This window comes from Bordetella pseudohinzii (genome assembly GCF_000657795.2).
In the GTDB taxonomy this organism is placed as follows: Bacteria; Pseudomonadota; Gammaproteobacteria; order Burkholderiales; family Burkholderiaceae_B; genus Bordetella; species Bordetella pseudohinzii.
The window spans coordinates 342,432-363,078 of sequence record NZ_JHEP02000001.1; the positions used below are offsets into that span (position 1 = coordinate 342,432).

General features: G+C 60.8%; 19 protein-coding genes and 1 pseudogene. 2 read left to right on the plus strand and 18 right to left on the minus strand.

The window, feature by feature from the left end; translation table 11 throughout:
- Window position 1 precedes the first annotated feature (1 nt).
- The 11 genes from trbE to L540_RS01510 all read right to left on the minus strand — a co-directional run bounded on the left by trbE (window position 2) and on the right by L540_RS01510 (window position 10,326).
- Window positions 2-2,452: a conjugal transfer protein TrbE gene (trbE, locus tag L540_RS01460; RefSeq protein ID WP_048025727.1), complete on the minus strand. Its 2,451-nt coding sequence runs from the start codon at window positions 2,450-2,452 to the stop codon at window positions 2-4.
- 15 nt (window positions 2,453-2,467) lie between these two features.
- The gene (locus tag L540_RS01465; RefSeq protein WP_043211246.1) at window positions 2,468-2,740 is read right to left on the minus strand and encodes a VirB3 family type IV secretion system protein; all 273 of its coding nucleotides are present in this window, start codon (window positions 2,738-2,740) and stop codon (window positions 2,468-2,470) included.
- A complete protein-coding gene (locus tag L540_RS01470) occupies window positions 2,737-3,120 on the minus strand; it encodes a TrbC/VirB2 family type IV secretion system protein (RefSeq protein ID WP_043211247.1) in 384 nt (127 codons plus the stop codon). Before L540_RS01470 ends, L540_RS01465 begins: the two co-directional genes overlap by 4 nt.
- Window positions 3,117-4,169: a P-type conjugative transfer ATPase TrbB gene (gene trbB / locus L540_RS01475; protein WP_043211249.1), complete on the minus strand. Its 1,053-nt coding sequence runs from the start codon at window positions 4,167-4,169 to the stop codon at window positions 3,117-3,119. The genes L540_RS01470 and trbB overlap by 4 nt, the downstream gene beginning before the upstream one ends.
- On the minus strand, window positions 4,166-4,630 hold the full coding sequence (locus L540_RS01480) for a ribbon-helix-helix protein, CopG family (RefSeq protein ID WP_043211251.1): 465 nt from the start codon (window positions 4,628-4,630) through the stop codon (window positions 4,166-4,168). The genes trbB and L540_RS01480 overlap by 4 nt, the downstream gene beginning before the upstream one ends.
- The gene (locus tag L540_RS01485) at window positions 4,627-6,636 is read right to left on the minus strand and encodes a conjugal transfer protein TraG (protein WP_048025728.1); all 2,010 of its coding nucleotides are present in this window, start codon (window positions 6,634-6,636) and stop codon (window positions 4,627-4,629) included. Before L540_RS01485 ends, L540_RS01480 begins: the two co-directional genes overlap by 4 nt.
- 237 nt (window positions 6,637-6,873) lie before the next feature.
- The gene (locus L540_RS01490) at window positions 6,874-7,152 is read right to left on the minus strand and encodes an EexN family lipoprotein (RefSeq protein ID WP_043211559.1); all 279 of its coding nucleotides are present in this window, start codon (window positions 7,150-7,152) and stop codon (window positions 6,874-6,876) included.
- Window positions 7,149-8,093 (minus strand): LysR family transcriptional regulator, encoded by a 945-nt coding sequence (locus L540_RS21360; protein WP_082149506.1) that lies wholly within the window; start codon window positions 8,091-8,093, stop codon window positions 7,149-7,151. The genes L540_RS01490 and L540_RS21360 overlap by 4 nt, the downstream gene beginning before the upstream one ends.
- Before the next feature lie 5 nt (window positions 8,094-8,098).
- Window positions 8,099-8,512, minus strand: coding sequence for a hypothetical protein (locus L540_RS01500; RefSeq protein ID WP_043211565.1), 414 nt, complete (start codon window positions 8,510-8,512; stop codon window positions 8,099-8,101).
- A 48-nt stretch (window positions 8,513-8,560) separates the two neighbouring features.
- Window positions 8,561-9,046 (minus strand): NADAR family protein, encoded by a 486-nt coding sequence (locus L540_RS01505; protein WP_043211567.1) that lies wholly within the window; start codon window positions 9,044-9,046, stop codon window positions 8,561-8,563.
- A 74-nt stretch (window positions 9,047-9,120) separates the two neighbouring features.
- Window positions 9,121-10,326 carry a CynX/NimT family MFS transporter gene (locus L540_RS01510; protein ID WP_048025729.1) on the minus strand — a complete coding sequence of 402 codons (1,206 nt, stop codon included), beginning with the start codon at window positions 10,324-10,326 and terminating at the stop codon, window positions 9,121-9,123.
- A 107-nt stretch (window positions 10,327-10,433) separates the two neighbouring features.
- Between L540_RS01510 and L540_RS01515 the strand changes: the two genes are divergently transcribed.
- Complete coding sequence (locus L540_RS01515) at window positions 10,434-11,237, plus strand: AraC family transcriptional regulator (protein ID WP_043211569.1); 804 nt, start codon at window positions 10,434-10,436, stop codon at window positions 11,235-11,237.
- 11 nt (window positions 11,238-11,248) lie between these two features.
- On the opposite strand, the gene fhuE is transcribed toward L540_RS01515, so the two are convergent.
- The 5 genes from fhuE to L540_RS01540 all read right to left on the minus strand — a co-directional run bounded on the left by fhuE (window position 11,249) and on the right by L540_RS01540 (window position 17,281).
- Complete coding sequence (fhuE, locus tag L540_RS01520) at window positions 11,249-13,435, minus strand: ferric-rhodotorulic acid/ferric-coprogen receptor FhuE (RefSeq protein WP_082149507.1); 2,187 nt, start codon at window positions 13,433-13,435, stop codon at window positions 11,249-11,251.
- Window positions 13,436-13,615: 180 nt separating this feature from the next.
- The gene (locus L540_RS01525) at window positions 13,616-14,620 is read right to left on the minus strand and encodes a siderophore ABC transporter substrate-binding protein (protein WP_043211572.1); all 1,005 of its coding nucleotides are present in this window, start codon (window positions 14,618-14,620) and stop codon (window positions 13,616-13,618) included.
- Window positions 14,617-15,393 carry an iron ABC transporter ATP-binding protein gene (locus L540_RS01530; RefSeq protein WP_043211573.1) on the minus strand — a complete coding sequence of 259 codons (777 nt, stop codon included), beginning with the start codon at window positions 15,391-15,393 and terminating at the stop codon, window positions 14,617-14,619. Before L540_RS01530 ends, L540_RS01525 begins: the two co-directional genes overlap by 4 nt.
- Window positions 15,390-16,340, minus strand: coding sequence for an iron chelate uptake ABC transporter family permease subunit (locus L540_RS01535; protein ID WP_043211574.1), 951 nt, complete (start codon window positions 16,338-16,340; stop codon window positions 15,390-15,392). The genes L540_RS01530 and L540_RS01535 overlap by 4 nt, the downstream gene beginning before the upstream one ends.
- The gene (locus L540_RS01540; protein ID WP_043211577.1) at window positions 16,337-17,281 is read right to left on the minus strand and encodes an ABC transporter permease; all 945 of its coding nucleotides are present in this window, start codon (window positions 17,279-17,281) and stop codon (window positions 16,337-16,339) included. Before L540_RS01540 ends, L540_RS01535 begins: the two co-directional genes overlap by 4 nt.
- Before the next feature lie 290 nt (window positions 17,282-17,571).
- Between L540_RS01540 and L540_RS21180 the strand changes: the two are divergent.
- A pseudogene (locus L540_RS21180) lies at window positions 17,572-17,919 on the plus strand (transposase); the annotation flags it as partial.
- 325 nt (window positions 17,920-18,244) lie between these two features.
- Here L540_RS21180 and L540_RS01550 read toward each other — a convergent pair.
- The gene (locus L540_RS01550) at window positions 18,245-19,696 is read right to left on the minus strand and encodes an aldehyde dehydrogenase family protein (protein ID WP_043211585.1); all 1,452 of its coding nucleotides are present in this window, start codon (window positions 19,694-19,696) and stop codon (window positions 18,245-18,247) included.
- Window positions 19,697-19,750: 54 nt separating this feature from the next.
- Window positions 19,751-20,518 carry a class II aldolase/adducin family protein gene (locus L540_RS01555; RefSeq protein ID WP_053073151.1) on the minus strand — a complete coding sequence of 256 codons (768 nt, stop codon included), beginning with the start codon at window positions 20,516-20,518 and terminating at the stop codon, window positions 19,751-19,753.
- Between the last annotated feature and the right edge of the window lie 129 nt (window positions 20,519-20,647).

Genomic DNA, 20,647 nt, shown 5'->3' on the forward strand with positions numbered 1-20,647 from the left:
TTCATGGTGAAACCTCCAATGGTTGGGGGTTGAGGAACGAAGCAGCCGCCGGTGCGGACGGCAGCAGGTCAGCGGCCCATTCAAGGCCGCGATGGCGCAGCCACGCGCCGGCGAAGCCGGGTGCGCCGGCCTGCGTCAGCACGCGGTCGATGTCGCGTTGGTCTTGCGGTGTGGATGCGCCCGCGAAGGCGAGCGCGGCTGACCCCAGGTCGAGGTCGAACAGGCGATTTCCGAGGCGCGATTGGTAGTAGTAGTCGCGCTTGGGCTGCGCAGCGGCGACGATTTCGATCTGACGCCTGTTGAGGCCGAAGCCCTCGTAGATCGTGCGAATCTGCGGCTCGATGGCCTGCGGGTTAGGCAAGAAAATCCGACTCGCGCAGCTCTCGATGATCGCGGGCGCGATGCTCGAATCCTTGATGTCGGCGAGGCTCTGCGTGGCGAAGATGACGCTGACGTTCTTCTTGCGCAGGGTCTTGAGCCACTGGCGGATACGCGCGGCAAACACCGGGTCGTCGAGGAACAGCCACGCTTCATCGAGGATCAGCAGCGTAGGCGCCCCGTCGAAGCGTTCATCGAAACGCGCAAAGAGGTAATGCAGCACGGCCATGACGGCGGCCTTGCTGTGCATCAGCTCCTCCATCTCGAAGCACTGCACGTCAGCCATGCCCAGCCGGTCGTGGTCGGCGTCCAGCAGCTTGCCGTGGGCGCCACCTAGCACATAGGGGGACAGCGCCTGCCGCAGCGTGTTCGATTGCAGCAGCACTGAAAGTCCCGTCATCGTGCGCTGCTCCACCGGCGCACCGGCGAGACTTCCCAGCGCCGACCAGATAGCCGCCTTCTCGTCGGGGTCGACCGCCACGCCTTCGTGCAGCAAGCGGCCTTCGATCCATTCGGCGGCCCAGGTGCGGTAGCCCTCACGGTCGATGCGCGCGAGTGGCTGGAAGGCGATTTCGCCATCCGTGCCCAGGTCGTAGTGTTCGCCGCCCTGGCCGAGGATGGCGGCCCGCATGGAGCGGCCCATGTCGAAGGCGAAGATGCGCGAGCCGCGATAGCGGCGAAATTGCATCGCCAGCGTGGCGAGCAAGACCGACTTGCCCATGCCAGTCGGCCCCGCGACCAGCGTGTGGCCCACGTCGCCGATGTGCGTCACCAGCCGGAACGGCGTGGCGCCATCGGTGCGCGTGACGATCAGCGGCGGGCCGTCCAGGTGCTCATTCTTCTCCGGCCCGGCCCATACCGCCGACAACGGCATCATGTGCGCCAGGTTCAGCGTCGAGACGATGGGCTGACGCACGTTGGCGTATGCGTTGCCCGGAATGGACGAAAGCCACGCATCCACGGCGTTGAGCGTTTCGGGGATGGTCACGAAACCTCGGCCCTGGATAACACGCTCCACCATGCGCAGCTTCTCGTCTGCGACGGCGGCGTCCTCGTCCATGACGGTGACGGTCGCAGTCAGATAGCCGAAGGCGACTTGATCGCTGCCCAGCTCCTGCAAGGCGGCGTCGGCGTCGGCGGCCTTGTTGTTGGCGTCGGTATCGACCAGCGGGCTTTCCTGCTGGAAGATCGTTTCGCGCAGCAGCGCGATGACGTTCTTGCGCTTGGCGAACCACTGGCGGCGCAGGCGTGAGAGTTCTTTTTCCGCCTCTGCTTTATCGAGGCAGAGAAAGCGCGTGCTCCAGCGGTACGCAAAACCGAGGCGGTTGAGGTCGTCCAGAATTCCCGGCCAGGTCGAGGTCGGGAAGCCCCGCACCGACACTACCCGCAGGTGCTGATCGCCCAGCATGGGCGCCAGGCCGCCGACCAGCGCGGAATCGGTCAGCAGCGCGTCGATGTGGAACGGCACTTCGGGCACGCCCACGCGATAGCACCGCGTCGAGATGGTCGCGTGCAGGTAGGTCAGCGTCTGCGCGTCATCGAGCCAGTCAATTTCCGGCATCACGCCGTCGAGCAGGTCAAAGACACGATCTGTTTCCGCGACGAAGGTTCGCAGCCGCTCGCGCCAGTCCACGCCATTCGTCGGCGTGTTCTCGTAGAGCATCTTGGCTGCACGGGCGCGGGATTCTTCCGGCGGCAGGTAAAGCAGCGTCAGGTGATAGCCGCTCTCGAAGTGACTACCCGATTCCTCGAAAGCGGCCCGGCGTTCTTCCTCCACCAGCCACGAAAGCGGTTCGGGAAACTCCGAGTGCGGATAATCGGCCGCAGGCCGGCGCTCGGCTTCGATGAATAACGCCCAGCCCGATCCCATGCGGCGCAGCGCGTTGTTCAACCTCGCCGACGTGGCGATCAGCTCGCCTTGCGTCGCGCTGTCGAGGTCAGGCCCGCGAAACTTGGCCGTGCGTTGGAAACTGCCGTCCTTGTTCAAGACGACGCCCGGCGCGACCAGCCCGGCCCAGGGCAGCCAGTCGGCAAGCAAGGCCGGGCGCTGGCGGTATTCGGCGAGGTTCAGCATCTCGGGGGCCTCCCCTCACACGTCCAGCAGCGGGTGGTGCTTGATGTGCCGGGCGAAGACCTGCATGAACTGCGGATCGACGCGCGCACCCCACACCGCCAGCGAATGGCCGACGATCCAGAGCACCACGCCGGGAATCCACAGTTGCAGGCCCAGGCCGACAGCGGCGGCCAGCGTGCCGTTGGCGATCGCCACGGTGCGCGGCGCACCGCCAAGCAGAATCGGCTCGGTCAGCGAGCGATGCAGCGGCACCTCGAAGCCGTCCGCGAAGGTGTCCGAGGTACTCATACGACGGCTCCGCCGGAGAAGCTGAAGAATGACAGGAAGAAGCTCGAAGCGGCGAACGCGATGGACAGACCGAAGACGATCTGGATCAGCTTGCGGAATCCGCCGGACGTGTCGCCGAACGCGAGCGCGAGGCCCGTGGCGATGATGATGATGACCGCGACGATGCGCGCCACCGGCCCCTGGATGGATTCGAGGATGGATTGCAGCGGGCCTTCCCACGGCATCGAGGAACCGGCGGCCTGCGCGGTTCCGGCCAGGAACAGCAGCAGCGCGGCCAGCAGCAGCCCTTGCCCCGCAGGGCGGGCCAGGCTGCGCAGCCGCGCAAGAGGCAAAGCCGGATTTGCAGAAAAACGGAAAGCAGGAATGGTCATCTGCGTCATGGCAGTTCTCCAAGTGAGTCAGGGGATGGGGAAGTCGCTGCAGCGGATGCGGCTTTGGGAAATGGCGGCAGCTCGGGAAACGGCGTTTCCAGCGCGTCCGCCAGTTGGTAGCCCACGCCGTCGAAGCCGACGACGCGGGCGATGCTCTCGATGCGGCGCTTGCGTCCGCGCCCAGCGATGTGGATCAGCACGTTGACCGCCTCGGCGATCAGCGCACGGGGCGGATTCACCGCCACTTCGAGAATCAGTTGCTCCAGGCGCAGCAGCGCGCCGAGCGCGGAGCCCGCATGGATCGTGGCGATGCCGCCGGGGTGCCCCGTGCCCCACACCTTGATGAGATCCAGCGCCTCGGCGCCGCGCACCTCGCCGACGACGACACGATCGGGCCGCAGGCGCATGGACGAACGCACCAGCTCCGTCATCGACACCACGCCCGCGCGTGTGCGCAGCGGAACGTGGTCGCGGGCCGCGCATTGCAGTTCCACCGTGTCTTCGAGCACCAGCACGCGGTCGCCCGTGGCGGCTATCTCGGCTAGCAGCGCATTGGCGAGCGTGGTCTTGCCGCTGCTGGTGGCGCCGGCGATCAGCACGTTCTGCCGCTCGCGCACGGCGCGAACGAGAAAGCCCGCCTGCGCGCTGGTCATCATCCCGTCGATGACGTACCGCTCCAGCGGAATCACGCCGATGGCGCGCTTGCGCAACGCGAAGGCCGGCCCCGGCGCTGCCGGCGGCAAGATGCCCTCGAAGCGTTCGCCCGTTTCGGGCAACTCGGCGGACAGCAGCGGCTGGCCGCGATGGACTTCTGCGCCAACGTGGGCCGCGACCAGTCGGATGATTCGCTCTCCGTCCGCCTCGGGCAGTTCCACGCCCATCGGCGCGCGCCCGCTGGAAAGCCGGTCCACCCAAAGGGTGCGATCAGGATTCAGCATCACCTCCACCACATCCTGGTCTTCGAGCGCAGCGGCGATCAGCGGCCCCATTGCCGTGCGCAGCATCTGGATGCGGCGGTCGAGCGACGTGGCACTCATGGACTGCGGAACGGCGCTCATGACGAACGCTCCTGCGCTTGCGCGGCTGCCGCCGCGTCTTCCATCCGCATTGGGTCGGGATGCAGTTCCTCCACCACGTCGCGCACCAGGCTCCGGCCCCGTAGCAGGTGACGGCCCAACTGTTCAACGAACTGCTCGAACCGCGCCTTGCCCTGGGCGCGTGCGGCCTCTTGGTGCGCCTCGGGGATTGGTGTGCTAACCGTGAGGTAGTAGCGAACGAACAGCGCCAGCGTCTCGATCTGGATGTTCTGGTCGCGCTCCATGCGCTCGGCCTGGCGCGACAGACGATCAAGCCGCTTGGCTATGGCGGCCTCGCGCTGGTCGGCGGCATCGGGCGACAGCCACGATGCGAGCGCCGCCGCGACGATGGATGACTTGGACACGCCTTTCTTGGCGGCAAGCTCGTCGAGCCGCTTGGCGTGCTCGGGCTGGATAAAGAGGTTCAGGCGATAGTGGCTCATAGCTCGATTCCGTCGTTGGGGTCGAGGGAAGCCAGCCGAGCCGTGCGCTGCATGGCTGGATCGAGCTGGCGAGGAAGCGGAAGCGGCAGGTCGTCGTCATCATCGAGCAGCCCAAGGTCGGCCGCGGGAGCGGCCAGCTCGGGGTCGTAGGCGAAGGTTTCAGATAGCTCGGACTGGCGGCGCGGGCCGCCGTCGTCGGCCGTACCCAAGTTCTCCAAGCCATCGGCGGATGCCGTGGCTGGTGCGGCAGGCACGGCGGGAATCGCCAGCCCGCTCCAGTCGTCGGCGCGTGCCGGCGGCGCGTCGGCATACTGCCCGTCCGCCAGCGCGGGCGGCGGCAGAACGCGACGCTTGAAATTGGCGTCCGCGTAGTAGCGCAGCTTCTTCGCCTTGATCGGCGCTACGCTGGACACCATCACCACGGCCTCGTCGGGCGGAAGCTGCATGACTTCGCCCGGCGTCAGCAGCGGGCGCGCGGTTTCCTGGCGCGACACCATCAGGTGGCCCAGCCACGGCGCGAGCCGGTGGCCCGCGTAGTTGCGCTGGGCGCGCAGCTCGGTGGCCGTACCCAGCGTCTCGGAAATCCGCTTGGCGGTGCGCTCGTCGTTCGTTGCGAACGTCACGCGCACATGGCAGTTGTCGAGGATGGAGTGGTTCTGCCCATACGCCTTGTCGATCTGGTTGAGCGACTGCGCGATGAGGAAGCTGCGGATGCCGTAACCCGCCATGAAGGCCAGCGCCGTCTCGAAGAAGTCGAGGCGCCCCAGCGCCGGGAACTCGTCGAGCATCAGCAGCAGCTTGTGGCGGCGCTCGATGCCGTCGGAGCCGTCGAGCGATTCGGTGAGGCGCCGGCCGATCTGGTTGAGGATCAGGCGAATGAGCGGCTTCGTCCGCGATATGTCCGAAGGCGGCACCACCAGATACAGCGATACCGAATGCTCGGCCGCGATCAGGTCGGCGATGCGCCAGTCACAGCGCGAGGTGACTTCGGCCACCGTGGGATCGCGGTACAGGCCGAGGAACGACATGGCCGTGGATAGCACGCCCGAGCGTTCGTTGTCGCTCTTGTTGAGGACTTCACGCGCCGCCGATGCGACGACCGGATGCGGCCCATCGCCGAGGTGCGGCGTAGTCATCATCCGGTGCAAGGTCAGCTCGAAGGGGCTGGCCGGGTCGGACAGGAAGTTGGCGACGCCGCGCAGCGTCTTGTCTTCGCCAGCGTAGAGGACATGCAGGATGGCCCCGACCAGCAGCGCGTGGCTGGTCTTCTCCCAATGGTTGCGCTTCTCCAGCGCGCCTTCAGGATCGACCAGAATGTCCGCAATATTCTGAACGTCGCGCACTTCATGCGCGCCGCGCCGCACCTCCAGTAGCGGGTTGTAGGCCGCCGACTTCGCATCGGTCGGGTTGAACAGCAGGCAGTGGCTGAACCGGCTGCGCCACCCGGCGGTGATGCTCCAGTTCTCGCCCTTGATGTCATGAATGACGGCGGATGCGGGCCACGAAAGAAGCGTTGGAATGACAAGGCCAACGCCCTTGCCAGAGCGCGTGGGAGCGAAGGTCAGGACGTGTTCGGGGCCTTCGTGGCGCAGGTATTGGCGATCATGCTGGCCGAGGAATACGCCTGCCGGTTGCGACAGGCCCGCCTTGCGAATGTCCTGCGCATTCGCCCAGCGGGCCGATCCGTATGTCGTGACCAGGCGCGACTGTCGCGAGCGGCAGATGGACATGCCGATAGCGACGACCACCGCCAGTAGCCCACTGCCGCCCGCGATGGTGCCGCCGGAATCGAACACGCGCGGCGCGTAAGCATCGAAAACGAACCACCACTCAAATAGCTTCCACGGGTGGTAAATCGGCGTACCAAGAAAATCGAACCAGGGCGAGCCAAGGCGTACTTGATAGCCAAGGGCCGCTGCCGTCCATTGTGTGGCACCCCACACGCCGGCGATCACGATGCCGAATACCACGGCGATCTGACCGAACAACACATTCGTCCCTTGCATGACCTGGCCTCCGATTTCTCCTGCGCTGATTCCTCATGGAAAGAGCGGCACATGGGCGTGCCGCAGGCGTCAGGATCGGAGTCGGGTCAGTGCCGGTCAAAGACCGTTTCAAGCAGAAAGGTCGAGCAAAAAGACAGAATGAGTGCGGCAGCGAGCCAAAGAAAAACGCCGCAAGCGAAGGCACATTGCGGCGTGTTGAACAGAAAAAAGGAAGGCGAGGCGGTGAGCCGCCAACGGTCATAACTTAGGCGATTCTATCGGCGGCGTGTAGGGTGTTTCGCCGTCGCCATAGAACTGCTTGCGCATGGCTTCGGCGACCCGGTTGCACAACACATCACCCAGCTTGGCGCGGTCGGTCTTGCACTGCTGGCGCAGTTCCTTGAGCCGTTCGGGGTCGGCTACAAGTTCTTTCACTGTCGGGATGCTTGCCCGCGAATCGATGGCTTTCTGCGGTGCCTCAGACTGTCCGCAGGCCGTCAATTCCACGACCAGCAGGAATGGAACTATCATTTTCATAACGTAGGCTTCTCCGGGGGATCAAGACTACAGCTGGGGAATCGTCTCGGGCACTCCAGTGATTCGATGGCCTGGACTCGCTCAATGAAGCGCAGCAGCACATCAGAGGGCTCGCCTTCGGGACGCAACAGGTAGGTCGTCAGTGGCGGCACACGCGCCGCCAGCGGCCGGGCAACCACGCCTGGTTCACGACTGGCGGCAATATGCGCTGCGCCTGCCAGCCCCAGTGCGAAACCAGCCGATACAAGTGCCATCATCAAGTCGCAAGAAGCGACTCGCTCCGCAATGAGCGGTTCCACGTCCATCCGGCGTAGCACCCGATCAACATGTCTGGCATGACCCTCGCACGCATGTGGATCGCACAAGACAAGCGGATAGCGCAGCAATTCTTCCAGGGGAATTCGCTTGTGGGCCAGCAGCGGATGCCGTGCCGGCACCGCGACCATGAGCGTATCGCTCCAGGCTGGCATGGCGACGATGCCATCGCCTACCTCATTCGACTGTGCAAATCCAACGTCGTATAGATCATCGTGCAATCCCTTGATCTGCTGTGATAAAGGGATTTCGAAGAGGCGTATATCGACGTCGGGTTCTTCCTGCCGGCATAGAGCCAGTAGCGCTGGTAGGCGAGATGGAGAGATTCCATCCGACAAGGCAACACGCAATTGACGGTGAAATCCATTCGCAGCAGCCTTCACACTGTCTCGCGCCTGCTGCAACGCTGAAAATACACGTGGAACATGCTCTAGGAACATATTTCCAGAACGGGTCAGCCGAGTATTTCGGGTAGTTCGCACGAAAAGCTGGGCACCTAACTCCTCTTCCAACTCTTTGATAGTCCGCGACAAGGGCGATTGCTCGATGTGCAGTCGTTCAGCCGCGCGTGCAAAGTGCAGCTCTTCGGCCACGGCGAGAAAGCATCGCAGGTGCCGCAGTTCCATGGAGACTACTTACCTGAGGATCGCTCGGAGGCCAAGCGTTGGGCAAGCGTTCGGGCCTCGGCTTGCGATTCGACCGCCTCATGTTGCATGCCGAACGCTCTTGCCAGCATCAACCCCATCTGCCTTACCTCTTCTCGGCGCACAGGGTCGGGCTCAATACTGATGAATCCTTTGCACACACGGTTCATCTCCGCCTTGTTTTGCTTGAGCCAAAGCGCCCTATGCTTGCGATCCTCGTGATCTTCATCGCCCCGAAGTTGGTCATACACAATGACGAAGGGGACCCCGTGCCGAATAAGAGAAGCCGTTTCCACCTCCCATTGCTTTGCGTAGCCAGGTCTTGCAGCGTTGTTCCTGAAGACGACCATTGGATGTTGGCTAATGTCATGCACCAGGAAGTCCTGAGGATTAAGGTTCATAATCAGTCTTCTCCTCTAAATGATTGAGTGCCCGAGCGCGCCTGGGAATCACGGTGCTGTCAGGCGTGCACGCAACAGCTCCTCCCGGATGGCCGTCAGAATTCGGCAGAACACGGTGGCGGGCAGCGACGTCGTCGGCGCCTCTTTCCGCCCCGTATCGTGGACCAGATCCAGCCCATTCGTAGACAGCAGCGCCCTCTGCAGTCCTATGCATTGCTCGATCCGCACCCGGATTGCAGTTTCGATGAGTCGATGGTGCTGCGTTGACCCGTAAGGCAGGCGCTGCCCATTCCAGTAGGCACCGCTGCGATCCGCCTGATCGCCGAGGTGTTTTGCTTCCCATCCACTCAACTGAAAGGCTTGCAGACGGCGAGGATCGTTCTCCGCAAACTTGATACCTTGGACGAATCCCTCAACGGATGCGAACAGCATGTCGTCGAGTACGAACGGCGAGAGCCCGAAGTTGGAAAGCGCCAGCCCGCGCCAGTCAGCGGAGGTACTGGAGATATTCAGAGAGTTCGTCTTGTTGCTCATTTCTTTACCTCACAAACCTGTAATTGCGAGCGCGGGCTGCTCCCGGATAGCCACGGACCGCGCACGCGAAAACATCAATGACGAGCTTGCGGATGCTCGCCCCCGATCGTTCGAGAACGACCTGCTAGCAAGCCAAAGATCACCATGACAATTGAGAGCACTGCGCCGATGTACAGCACGGCGATCCAGCTACCAGTAAGGTCGTGGAGCTTTCCTGCAAGCGTCGGACCGCACGCAGCCAGAAAGTAGCCAACGCACTGCGCCATACCTGAAAGCGAAGCGGCCTGATGGGCGCTGTTAGCTCGCAGGCCCATGAACATCAGCGCCAGCAACACGCCACCACCGGAGCCCAGGCCGAAGCAGAACGCCCACAAGGAGGCCCAGGACGGCGCCATGCAGAACCCGAGAAGGGCCACGGTCATCAACCCGCCCATGGTGGCGGCGACCAGCCTTTGATCCCGCATGCGGCTGACAATAGGGCCAAGCAAGAGACCAGGCACTGCTGAAGCGAGCTGCATGACGCCGTGAAGCGAGCCGGCGACCTCTGGAGCAATCCCCGAGGAAGTAAGAACAGACGGTAGCCACGCGACCAAGACGTAGTACACCAGCGAATTGATGCCCATGAACAAGGTGACCTGCCACGCCAACGCGGAATGCCACACCCGTCCACCGTGAGGGGCCGATGCGGTTCCCTTGGCCGGCGCAGTATGACCGCTCAGTTGGCTGGTCCACACCAGCGCAGCAACCAGCGGAAAGACTGCCGTGGCGCCAAGCGCACCTTGCCATCCGAACGCATTTCCCAGTGGAACGGCGCTCGCCGATGCCAACGCTGCTGCGCCGCCTATGGCGATGGAGCAGACTCCCATGACGGTGGGCACTTTCGCCGGGAAGTCGCGTTTGACCAGGCTCGGGAGCAGTACATTGCCTACGGCAATGCCGGCGCCGATGGTGGCCGTACCCAGATACAGGGTCCAAACAGGACCAATAGATCGGACGACCACGCCGGCAGCGATCAGTAGCAGCGCCCCGAACAGCGAACGCTCCAGGCCGTATTCCCTCGCGAAAATCGCGGCCAACGGGGAAATGATGCCGAACGCCAACAACGGTAGCGTCGTCAAGAGCCCCGCTTGCGCCGGCGACAGCGCAAACGCCGACTGCAGTGTCTCCAGAACGGGAGCAACGCCCGTAATGGGCGCACGCAGGTTAGTCGCGATCAAAAGGAGCCCTGCTATCAGCAAAGCTGGTCGGGCAACCGCCAAGGCTGCATCACGATTACTCATTCATAACTCCAAAAACAGACAATCAGTACCGCAATCTATCGCTTGGACCTAAATATGAATTTAGCTAGAATGACAACAGATCGCTAAATTATGCCAAGGTAATTCCAATGGCCATGTCGCTAGAACCGTCGTTGAAAAATTTCGACGAAACCAAGGTGCGCGGCCCGGTAGTGGGGATGCGTGTGGACATCGCCGAGCAAAAGAGCGAAGTCCCGGTACATCAACATCGACAAGGACAGCTAGTCCTTGCTCTGAAGGGTGGCGTGACCTGCGAAGTACCTAATGCTATTTGGATGGTTCCCCCGCGCTGTGCCGTGTGGATTCCAGGACAAATGCCCCACAGTGTTCGCGCCACCGCAAACGCACGGATTTGTTACCTCTTCGTGCAACCAGGTGCAGCGCAATTGCCGGACCAATGCTGCACGCTCTCCATCACTCCCCTGGTGCGCGAGTTGGTGCTGCACATGGCTGACCAGGCTCCCGAATACCTTCCAGACAGCCGAGTGGGACGCAAGGCCGTCGTGCTTCTGGAGGAACTCGCACAAATGCCGGTCGAGCAGCTATACCTGCCAACATCGAACGAACCGCGGATGCGCAAGATCGCGAAGATGCTCTCGGACGATCCGGCGGATCGAAGGACACTTGCCGATTGGGCCAAGCTGGTCGCCATGAGCGAACGCTCGCTAGCCCGCCTCGTCCAACAGGAGACAGGCCTAACGTTCGGCCGCTGGCGCCAGCAACTGCACTTGATCGTTGCCATGCGCCAGCTTTCCTCCGGGCAGACGGTGCAGCGAGTAGCGGACCAATTGGGCTACGACTCGGTCACCGCCTTCATCACCATGTTCAAGAAGGCGGTCGGAAAGCCCCCTGCGCGATACTTCGCTGAACTCACACAAGGCGAAGAGCCGTAGGGACGTTCGGATCACTCGAACTTGTACGTCATATTCACCATGAAATTACGAGGCTCGCCGTACAGGTAGTGGTTGTAGAACCCCGTCATCGTGTAGTACTTGCGATCAAACAGGTTGTTGACGTTCGCCGTGATGGTGGTGTTTTTCGAGACGTCGTAGCGTGCCATCAACGAGGCGAGCGCATAAGAAGCCTGGCCAACTTGGACTTCTCCTTGAGGTCCCGTCGCCGTCCCATAAAAGCGGCTCTGCCAGTTCACCCCACCGCCGATCGTCAAGCGATTCCAGTCACCCGGTAACCGGTAAGTGGTGAACAGGCGCGCCGTCGTTCGAGGAATCTGCGTGCTCAAGCGCTGGCCGTCGCCTTGCGATGCTGTGAAATGAGAGATGCCCGCGTAAAGGTTCCAATCACGCGCAATCTCGCCCTGAACATCGATGTCAAATCCTCGCGACTTGGTGCCGTTGGCCGCGTAATACGCCTGAGAACCGTCGGGAAGCAGATGGCCGCTGTCAATCTGCGGCACACCGTCTAGTCGAGCCTCGAACACTGCGAAGGACGCGTTCAGACGCCCGTCCAGATACTCACCCTTGATGCCAACCTCGGTATTTTTCCCCTTGGTCGGCCCAAGCACCTTATCGTTGCGGTCGCGATCGGTCTGCGGCTTGAAGATTTCCGTGTAGCTGGTGTACACCGAGTAGGTATCGTCAATGTCGTAGACCAACCCCGCGTACGGGATCAGCTTGTTGTCCTTCTTATAGTGAAATGGCTCCCCCCTGCTGCTGTCCCGCTCCATTTCGTAGTTGCTCAGCCGAGCACCGACAATCAGCTTGAGCGGGTCAGCCAACGAGAAGCGGGCCGCGCTATAGAGGCCGGTCTGCTTGATGGTCGTACTGGATGCGTCGTGCGGAAAGCTGGCGAAGTCGGGCTTTGGATAGTTGCCACTCCAGTCGTAGATGCTACCGATAGGGTCCGTCGGGAAGATGAAAGCAGAGTTGTCATGTGCACGGAGCCGGGACGTTGACGCGCCTACCATCAGTTCGTGATCGCGCCCGAACAACGCAAACGGTCCAGAGGCCATAACGTCAAAATTGTTCTGCCGACTATTGCTGCGGCCTCCCAGGGCAATCGGCCACAAACCTTCCCCCGAGGCGCGATCCGGATAGCCGTTCATCGAGAACAGCTCGTTTGAGCTGTCCACACGTCGGTGCTCCGCGTTGACGCGAACGCTCCATCCGTTATCGAACTCATGTTCCAAGTGCGCGAAGGTCGTATTGATCCGGTTGCTCCAATGGCTCCAACGCGGCGCGGTGTTCTTGGACCGGGACCAATCGGTGCGCGAGCCATCGGAATAGAACAGCGGCTGGCCACCCCAGGTAATCCCCTTCGGGTCGCTATCCTGGTATTCGTGGCCCAGGCTCAGGGTCGTGCTCGACGTCAGATCTGCCTCGACCACACCGTAGAAGGCCTGCCGACGCTGCTGGTAATAGTCGAGGAAGGAATTGCGGTCCTGATAGGCACCTACCACCCGTGCACGGACATTGCCGGAGGTGGTGAGCGGCGTGGACACGTCCAATACCCCCCGATAGTTGTCCCAAGAACCAGCCCCCAGCGAACCAGTCAGAGAGAACTCACGCAACGGCCGCTTGCGAACGAGGTTGACCGAGGCTGACGGATCGCCGACCCCCTGCAGCAGACCAGTGGCGCCACGTACCACCTCGACCCGATCGTAAAAGGCTGTGTCCAGCACTCCCTCACCTGGCAGGAACGATCCGGGAATGTATGTCGTGGGCACGCCATCGTACTGAAAGCTGTCGATACTGAAACCACGCGAATAGTAAGAAACGCGCTCCGTGTCCAATGTGGTCGAGCTGATCCCGGTCGTGTTTTCCAGAACATCCTTCACGGAGTTCAACTGCTGATCGTCCATGCGCTGGCGCGTCACGACGGTAACCGACTGGGGGGTTTCTCGCGGCGACAGGCTCAGTCCCGTGGCCGCTTTGGTCGTGCCAGTGGTGTATGAGCCGGTCCCCTCTGTATCGGCTCCTGGTCTTTGCGCAGAGACCGTCACTGCGGGAAGAACCGCAACACCGCCTCTTTCCTCCCTGCTTTGCGGCGATACCGCAGCGGGCTCTTCCGTTTCCGTGGAAGCCGCATATGCAGGTAGAACGGTTGGCAGGAGCAAGGCGCAGAGCCATGTCATTGGGTTGCGATGCGTTTTTTGGGCGCAAGCGGGCCCCTGGCGATGAATAGCCATCTTAAAAAATCCTCGAAGTCCGAAGCGCAACGGAAGCCGAGGTACTAGCTCTCAGGGATTTCCGTTAGCGTGGTAGGCACTGGGGTGTAGCAGCGTCGCTGGAGACAATGCGCAGGCGCGGTCCTATCAGCCGGTATAGCCCTTCAGAACTTCGTCGATGAGCATTTCCAGGGAAGTGACGCCGGCCCCGGTGAGATACCAAACATCCGGATTCACGAAGACCACATGGCCGGTCTTCCACGCCTTTGTCTGCCGCAGCAATGGATTGTCCAGCGCCTTGGGATCCACCGGCTTGCGGTCATGTGCGGCGGTCCGATCTACGACGTAGATGATGTCAGGATCAGCATCGTGAATGAACTCGTTCGAGATCGGCTGGCCGTGCAGTCCGGGTTCGATGTGCTGGCTTGCAGGCTTGACACCGAGGGTATCGAAGATGAACCCATAACGGGATTGAACACCGAAGGCGGTGAACGCGCCGTTGTTGTGCATCACGATGAGCGCCTTCTCCGGCCGGCCCTTGATAACCGCACGCGCGTCCTCGACCTTGGCTTCGATTTCATGGATCTTCTTGCGCGCCTGGTCTTCCACTCCAAACACATGTCCCAAGGTCATGAGCTGCTTTTTGACGCCACCGATGTAGTCGCCGTGTTGGTTCATGTAGTCCACATCGAAGTAGATTGTTGGCGCGATCTGGGACAGCTCCTGATAGCTACCAGCCTCCAGAGGGGAAATCAGCACCAGGTCAGGCTTCACTGCATGAAGTTGTTCGAGATTGGGCTGCAGGACCCCGCCCACATCCTGAATTGCCGGATTTTCCTGATACTTCGAGAGAAACTGGGGAACATAGTCCTTCGGCATACCGACAATCGGAATGCCAAGCTGGTCCAGAGAGTCGAGTACGCTCATGTCATAGGGAACGACCCGTTTCGGCCGAGCCTTGAGAACGGTGGTTCCCAACTCGTGCTGCACCGTGATGACGTTTGAATCTGAAACGGCATGCTCTTGCGCAGCCACAGCTTTCGCTTCCGTTTGCGCCGACTTCCCGGCTTTGCCATCGCAGCCTTGCAATGCGGTCAATGACACCAAGAGCAAGGCCGCGGCCCACCGATACCTGCTTCTATTCGACTTCATCTTAGTTCTCCTGCTGGTTTGAAGTAGTTGCATACGCAGCCGCGAGTGGTGCGCATGATCTCGAAATCCAACTCGTACAGTTCACGCAGCCTTTCCTCTGAAATGACTTCGTCAGCCGGGCCGCTGAAACAGATCAAGCCGGACTTCATTGCAACGATGTGATCCGAATAGTTGGCGGCAAAGTTGATGTCATGGACCACCATCACCACCGTACGGCCGCGTTCGTCACACAGACGGCGCAGGGCCTGCATGATCTGTACGGAATGCTTCATGTCCAGATTGTTGAGTGGTTCATCGAGCAATAGGCAGTCGGTCTGCTGTGCCACCGTCATCGCCAGAAACGCCATCTGGCGCTGACCGCCGCTGAGTTCATCGAGGTAGCGCTCTCTCAATCCTTCCAGGGAGAGAAAGGCCAAGGCTTCATCGATCTCCCTTTGGTCACGGGCATCGAGTGATCCACGGGTATAGGGGAATCGCCCGAAAGCCACCAGCTCCTCGACCGTCAGCCGAAGATTGATGTCGGGCGACTGACGCAGCGTGGCGACACGCGTTGCATATTCCCTGGGACGAAAATCCGAAACGGGCCTATCGCCGATCCTAATCGCGCCGCTCGCGGGTTCCAGCAAACGTGCGACCAGCATCAGCAAGGTGCTCTTTCCGGCGCCATTGGGCCCAATAAGGGAGGTCAGTTTCCCGGCGGGAAACCGAACGCTCACGCTGGAAAGCACCGGTTTGCCGTTGTATGCCTTGCAAAGGTCTTCTGTCGTGATCATGCATTACCTCGTGTACGCACCATCAGCATGAGGAAATAGGCCCCGCATACGAGGTTGACGAGAATGCTGACGGTGGTCGTGTAGTTGAAGACGTGCTCGACCAAGAGCTGGGCGACGATGAAGATGCCGACTGCCACCGCGCATCCGGTGGGTAGCGTCAAGCGATGCCATGTGGATTTGGTCATCGAGTACGTGATGTTCGCGACGAAGATCCCCATGAAGGCTGTCGGCCCGATCAGGCTGGTAGAGACAGCCACCAATGCCGCGATGAGGGATAGGTAGAGCCTCACACTCCGCTTGTAGTCCAACCCGAGAGATAAAGACTGCTCGCGGCCCAACGCTAGAACGTCCAATGAAGGAAGTGTTTTCGCCAATACGATGGCGATGGCGACGACCAGCAATGCCGCGTAGGCCAGTTGCTCGGGTTGCGCCCGATTGAATGACGCATAGATGAAACCCTGGACGATGCCGAAGTCTCCTGGGCTGATCTTGAGCTGGATGAACTGGATCATCGTGCCGAACAACATGGTCAGCACCAGCCCCAGCAGCAGCAGGAAATACACGTTGCGCCTGGTATCCTTGAAGAAATAGCGATGCACAGCCCACGAGTAGGCCAGCATGAGGATGATCGACAGAAAGAAGCTCTCGTTGCGGCCGATGGCGATCAGGCCATGCCCGCCCAGAACCAGCGTCAGCAACGATTGAAGAAGCAAGTAGACCGCTTCGTATCCCATGACCGCAGGGGTAAGTATCCGGTTACCCGCAATGGTCTGAAACACGATGGAAGAGACTGCGACGCAGACTCCGCCGATCACGATGGCTCCCAAACGGTTCAGGCGCTTGGGAATGACATATTCAAAGTCGAAACCCGATTGGACGAAGATGAAAGTCAACGCAGCCGCGATGACCAGGGCCCATAGCCAGTACCTGTTGTCCACGCGCGTCATTTGAGTTTCCTCAGCAACAGCACGAGGAACAGCAATCCGCCCAGGCCGCCTGCGGTCATACCGATGGGTACTTCAAACGGATAGATCAGAACGCGGCCAACGATGTCGCACCCGAGCAGCAATGACGCACCCGATAGCGCAACGGTGGGTAGAGTTCGGCGCAGGTTTTCACCGCAGCGCAGCGCCACCAGATTGGGAATCACCAGCCCGACGAAGGGAATGGCCCCCACCGCAATAACGGAGGCGGATACAGTGACCGCGACCAGCAGCAATCCCACGGCGGCAGTCCCCGAATAGTTCAAACCCAGACTGGTCGCTGCGTCTTCCCCCATTCCCATTACCGTGAAGCGATGGGCAAACAGGTAAGTAAGCGAAACGATGGGGACGATCAGATAAATAATCTCGTAGTTGCCCTGAACGATCTTGGAGAAATCACCCAGCAACCAACCCTGCATGCTTTGAACAATGTTGTGGCGATAGGCGTAGAACTCTGCGACCGCGCTCAGGACACTGCCGTACATCAGCCCTACGACAGGAACCAACACCGTGTTCCTGAACTTTATTCGCCGGATAATCGCGACATAAAGCATGCTCGCCGAGAAGCAGAACAGCAGCGCGAACAACATCTTTCCTATGGTTCCCGCCCCTGGCGTCAGTACCAGCGAAAGCAGAATTCCCAGTTTCGCTGCATCCAGGCCGCCAGAGGTCGCAGGCTCGGCAAACTTGTTCCGAACGATCTGCTGAAGAATCACGCCGCAAATGGATAGCCCCACCCCGGTCAAGACGAGTGCTGCCAAGCGGGGAATGCGGCTTACCGTTAGCGTCAGCCAGGAATCACCGGAAGCTGCGAAAACCTGCGACCACGAGAGGTGCGTCACGCCGACGAACAGCGACCCAACACAAAGGAGTCCAAACAAGCTGAAAAGACGCACACGAGCCACGAAATTGCCCTGACAGAGTTCGTTTCAGGCCGGCGTTCGATACGCGCAGCCATAGGACGTCTATGGTAGTTTTTGTGATGATAATGATTGCTATTAACAGCGGACTGCAGATCGCTAAATCCTGCCAATCGCAACGGTCCGTGAGGATTCCAAAAGGGCCGCGCTCGGGGTAGCCGAGCGCACGCAACTCGAACTGTGCCCTAGCAGGCTGCTGAAATAGCCGCCCAGCCGAAGTCAGCTCGGTGGCGTGCCGAAGCGTTGATTACACGACCCCGCTCAGTCTGAGATTCATGCGCGGCGCCGACACTTTCACCGAAGGCCTGTTCACCATGCGGCGGCTCGAAGATTTCGTGCCGAAATCGCATCCGTTGCGCCCGATTAGCTCCATGGTCAACCAAGCGCTGGCGAAGATGGACCGGCTCTTCGCCGGCATGTATGAAGCCGACATCAAGGGCGGACGCCCGGGCATTGCGCCGGAAAAGCTACTGCGCGCGATGCTGCTGCAGGTGCTGTACAGCATCTGCTCCGAGCGCCAACTGATGGAGCGAACGCAGTACAACTTTCTGTTCCGCTGATTCATCGGCCTGTCGATGGACGACGCAGTCTGGGTAGCGTCACTATGGGCGGTGGAGAAAAAAATAACGAAGGCGCCATTCAATCGCTGGCGCCTGCGGCACCAGGCTGAACCCTATTGTCGTCATCAAGTATGGTCTATCTCCGCCTGGGGAGCATGGCGCTGCGTCGGGCGATACCGGCCACGCACTACCCGACGCACGAGAAGAACTTATAGGCCACCCTATGAGGTCGATCTATCCGGGGCCAGAACCGCCATATGGATTTTTCAACGCAATTTTAGGGTTGAGCCAGAATCTCTGTCTCACTTGAAACTGCTGCTTCGGGGTAGTGCCTACATGCGGGTCACGCCAGCGCTGATGACTGGCGCCTTGTTTCGCGGCCGGGTAGCTACAGAAGAATGTTGATTACCTTCTTCTCCACATAGCTGTACAGCTCCTCTATGCCTTCCTCCCGGTCGATGCCGCTGTTCTTGAATCCGCCCCATGGCACGCCAAGGAAATGGGTATTGCTACCGTTGAGGAAGATGCTGCCGGCCCTGATGCGCTTCGCGGTATTCAGCGCCTGCTTGATGTCATTAGTCCATATGGCGGCGGAGAGGCCGTATTCGGTATCATTGGCCATCGACACCATCTGCTCAACGTCGCGCCACTTGGCAACGGCGAGAATCGGGCCGAACACTTCTTCACGCCAGAGCCTCATCGACTCCGTGATATCTGCGAACACGGTAGGTTCGATCCAATATCCCTTCTTGAAGGCGTCACCCGGAGGTCGCTTGCCGCCGGTCATCAGCCGCGCGCCTTTCGTCTGGTCGGGATCAAGAAAGCTTGTGACATGTTGATAGCTGCGCAGCGAGTTGATGGGTCCCATGCCGGTATCTGGCGACATGGGATCGCCGACGCGTATCGCCGCGACAAGCGCGACCACACGTTCCAGGACGGGCTCGTAAACGTCTTCATGGATCAGCAGCCGCGAGTTCGAACCGCATGACTGGCCCTGCCACGAAAAGTTCATGCCCTGCACGGCACTGGCGGCTGCCATGTCAAGGTCCGCATCGGGAAAAACGATCATCGGATTCTTACCGCCGAGTTCGAGCGTGACATGCTTGACCGCCGTCTCGGCCGCACTTCGCTGAATGGCCATGCCCGTGGGGACTGAGCCGATCAAGGCCAGACGCTTCACGTCCGGGTGACGAACCAAGGCGTCGCCCACTTCCGCACCGGTACCATTAACGATATTGAAAACACCTTTGGGAAACACCTCACGCGCAATCCCACCAAGCAAAAGTACGGATAGCGGTGAGGTTTCCGGCGGCTTGACCACGACGGTGTTGCCCGCGACCAGTGCAGACGCGGTGCGTGCAGCGGAGAACATGGCCGGATGGTTGTACGCAGCAATGCGTCCAACTACGCCATACGGCTCGTACACGGTCAGGTGCAAGTGACGGCTGCTAGCAGGTATGGTCTCGCCGTGCAGACTATAGGCCAGGCCTGCGTAGTAACGCAGGCTCCTGACCGTTTCACGCATGCTCGCCAGGGTCGGGCCATAGGTATTGCCGGAATCCAGCACCTCGACACGCGACAATTCCTCGGCTCGCTCCAAGATCCGATCGCCAAACGTACGTAAGATCTCGCCGCGCTCTTCTCCGGTACGCTCGGCCCAGGCTGGCCATGCGCGCTTCGCCGCAGCGACAGCCCGGGCCACGTCTCCGTGCGTCCCCGCCGGCGCGCGGCCGATCACGTTCTCGTCGGCTGGATTGATGGAGTCAATCCAGTTGCCGCTCTCGCTGTCTACGAGCTCGCCATCGATGAGATGCTGCCCCTTCGACCAAGGTTCGTTCATTTTCTCACTCCACATGCTTCGTATTGTTAGTCTTTAGGCCGTGTCTGGCCGCCACTATTGGACGCGCTTTTTCCACATCTCCCATGGACGGTCAATCTGGGTCTCGATGTGACGTTGCGCAGTTTCCGCTTCCTTGTCGCTCAGGTATGTCACCTCTCCTAGGCGCAGGGCATCTACCTGCAACCGGGCATTCACTTCAGCATAAACGGCACGATAGACGGCATGTTTGAGCGAAGGCCCCACTACGGTGGAGCCATGGCCTCGCATCAAAACGACGGAGGATTTCCCCAACCTTTGTGCCAGCGCGGCACCCAAGCCCTGATTGCAAATCAGCAGATCCGTACCATCCCCGGCCGCCTCCCTGATCTCGAAGACCGGAGTTCCGCCGCCCAAGAAGCCACTCATGTGGCAGATGGGCCTCAACCGGGTGCGTTGCGATACGCTGAATGGCAGGACGCTTGGCGAGTGGCTGTGAACAATGGCCTGGACATCCGGGCGAGCCTTGTAAATCTCGCCGTGGATGAAGCGTTCCAAGTAGACCGCCCTGCCGGCGGCATTGACCGGCGTGCCATCCAGCAAGAACTCAACGATGTCATCGGCACTGACCGTGGCCGGCGCCATGTTCCTCGTCAATAGGAAGCGATCGGGGTTCTGGTCGTGGCGAACGCTGACATGACCAAAGGCGTCTACGATGCCCTGATCAAAAAGAATATGGTTGGCGATGACGAGATCTTCGATCAGCTCGCGGCTCGCTGCAGGGCCGACTGCCGCCACGTCATCGGCATATGCCGCGACACCAACGTCTATTTGAGAGTTGCACATGTTCTAGCTCGACTCCATCGACGACAAACAGGCACCATCCCTCGGTCTGCTCGACGATTCGCGTTGCGGGGCATCATCAACGCCGAGGGATAGCATCCTTGGGAGGATAGGCCTGCCCAATCAATAGGT

Excerpts from the sequence above, each read along its gene's own strand:
- L540_RS01505 (WP_043211567.1), bottom strand. The coding sequence starts at position 9,046 with ATGAGCAACAAGACGAACTCTCTGAATATCTCCAGTACCTCCGCTGAC.
- L540_RS01535 (WP_043211574.1), bottom strand. The coding sequence starts at position 16,340 with ATGACGCGCGTGGACAACAGGTACTGGCTATGGGCCCTGGTCATCGCG.
- L540_RS01525 (WP_043211572.1), bottom strand. The coding sequence starts at position 14,620 with ATGAAGTCGAATAGAAGCAGGTATCGGTGGGCCGCGGCCTTGCTCTTG.
- L540_RS01490 (WP_043211559.1), bottom strand. The coding sequence starts at position 7,152 with ATGAAAATGATAGTTCCATTCCTGCTGGTCGTGGAATTGACGGCCTGC.
- fhuE (WP_082149507.1), bottom strand. The coding sequence starts at position 13,435 with ATGACATGGCTCTGCGCCTTGCTCCTGCCAACCGTTCTACCTGCATAT.
- L540_RS01465 (WP_043211246.1), bottom strand. The coding sequence starts at position 2,740 with ATGAGTACCTCGGACACCTTCGCGGACGGCTTCGAGGTGCCGCTGCAT.
- L540_RS01485 (WP_048025728.1), bottom strand. The coding sequence starts at position 6,636 with ATGCAAGGGACGAATGTGTTGTTCGGTCAGATCGCCGTGGTATTCGGC.
- L540_RS01515 (WP_043211569.1), top strand. The coding sequence starts at position 10,434 with ATGGCCATGTCGCTAGAACCGTCGTTGAAAAATTTCGACGAAACCAAG.
- trbB (WP_043211249.1), bottom strand. The coding sequence starts at position 4,169 with ATGAGCGCCGTTCCGCAGTCCATGAGTGCCACGTCGCTCGACCGCCGC.
- trbE (WP_048025727.1), bottom strand. The coding sequence starts at position 2,452 with ATGCTGAACCTCGCCGAATACCGCCAGCGCCCGGCCTTGCTTGCCGAC.
- L540_RS01530 (WP_043211573.1), bottom strand. The coding sequence starts at position 15,393 with ATGATCACGACAGAAGACCTTTGCAAGGCATACAACGGCAAACCGGTG.
- L540_RS01510 (WP_048025729.1), bottom strand. The coding sequence starts at position 10,326 with ATGAGTAATCGTGATGCAGCCTTGGCGGTTGCCCGACCAGCTTTGCTG.
- L540_RS01500 (WP_043211565.1), bottom strand. The coding sequence starts at position 8,512 with ATGAACCTTAATCCTCAGGACTTCCTGGTGCATGACATTAGCCAACAT.
- L540_RS21360 (WP_082149506.1), bottom strand. The coding sequence starts at position 8,093 with ATGGAACTGCGGCACCTGCGATGCTTTCTCGCCGTGGCCGAAGAGCTG.
- L540_RS01550 (WP_043211585.1), bottom strand. The coding sequence starts at position 19,696 with ATGAACGAACCTTGGTCGAAGGGGCAGCATCTCATCGATGGCGAGCTC.
- L540_RS01480 (WP_043211251.1), bottom strand. The coding sequence starts at position 4,630 with ATGAGCCACTATCGCCTGAACCTCTTTATCCAGCCCGAGCACGCCAAG.
- L540_RS01470 (WP_043211247.1), bottom strand. The coding sequence starts at position 3,120 with ATGACGCAGATGACCATTCCTGCTTTCCGTTTTTCTGCAAATCCGGCT.
- L540_RS01555 (WP_053073151.1), bottom strand. The coding sequence starts at position 20,518 with ATGTGCAACTCTCAAATAGACGTTGGTGTCGCGGCATATGCCGATGAC.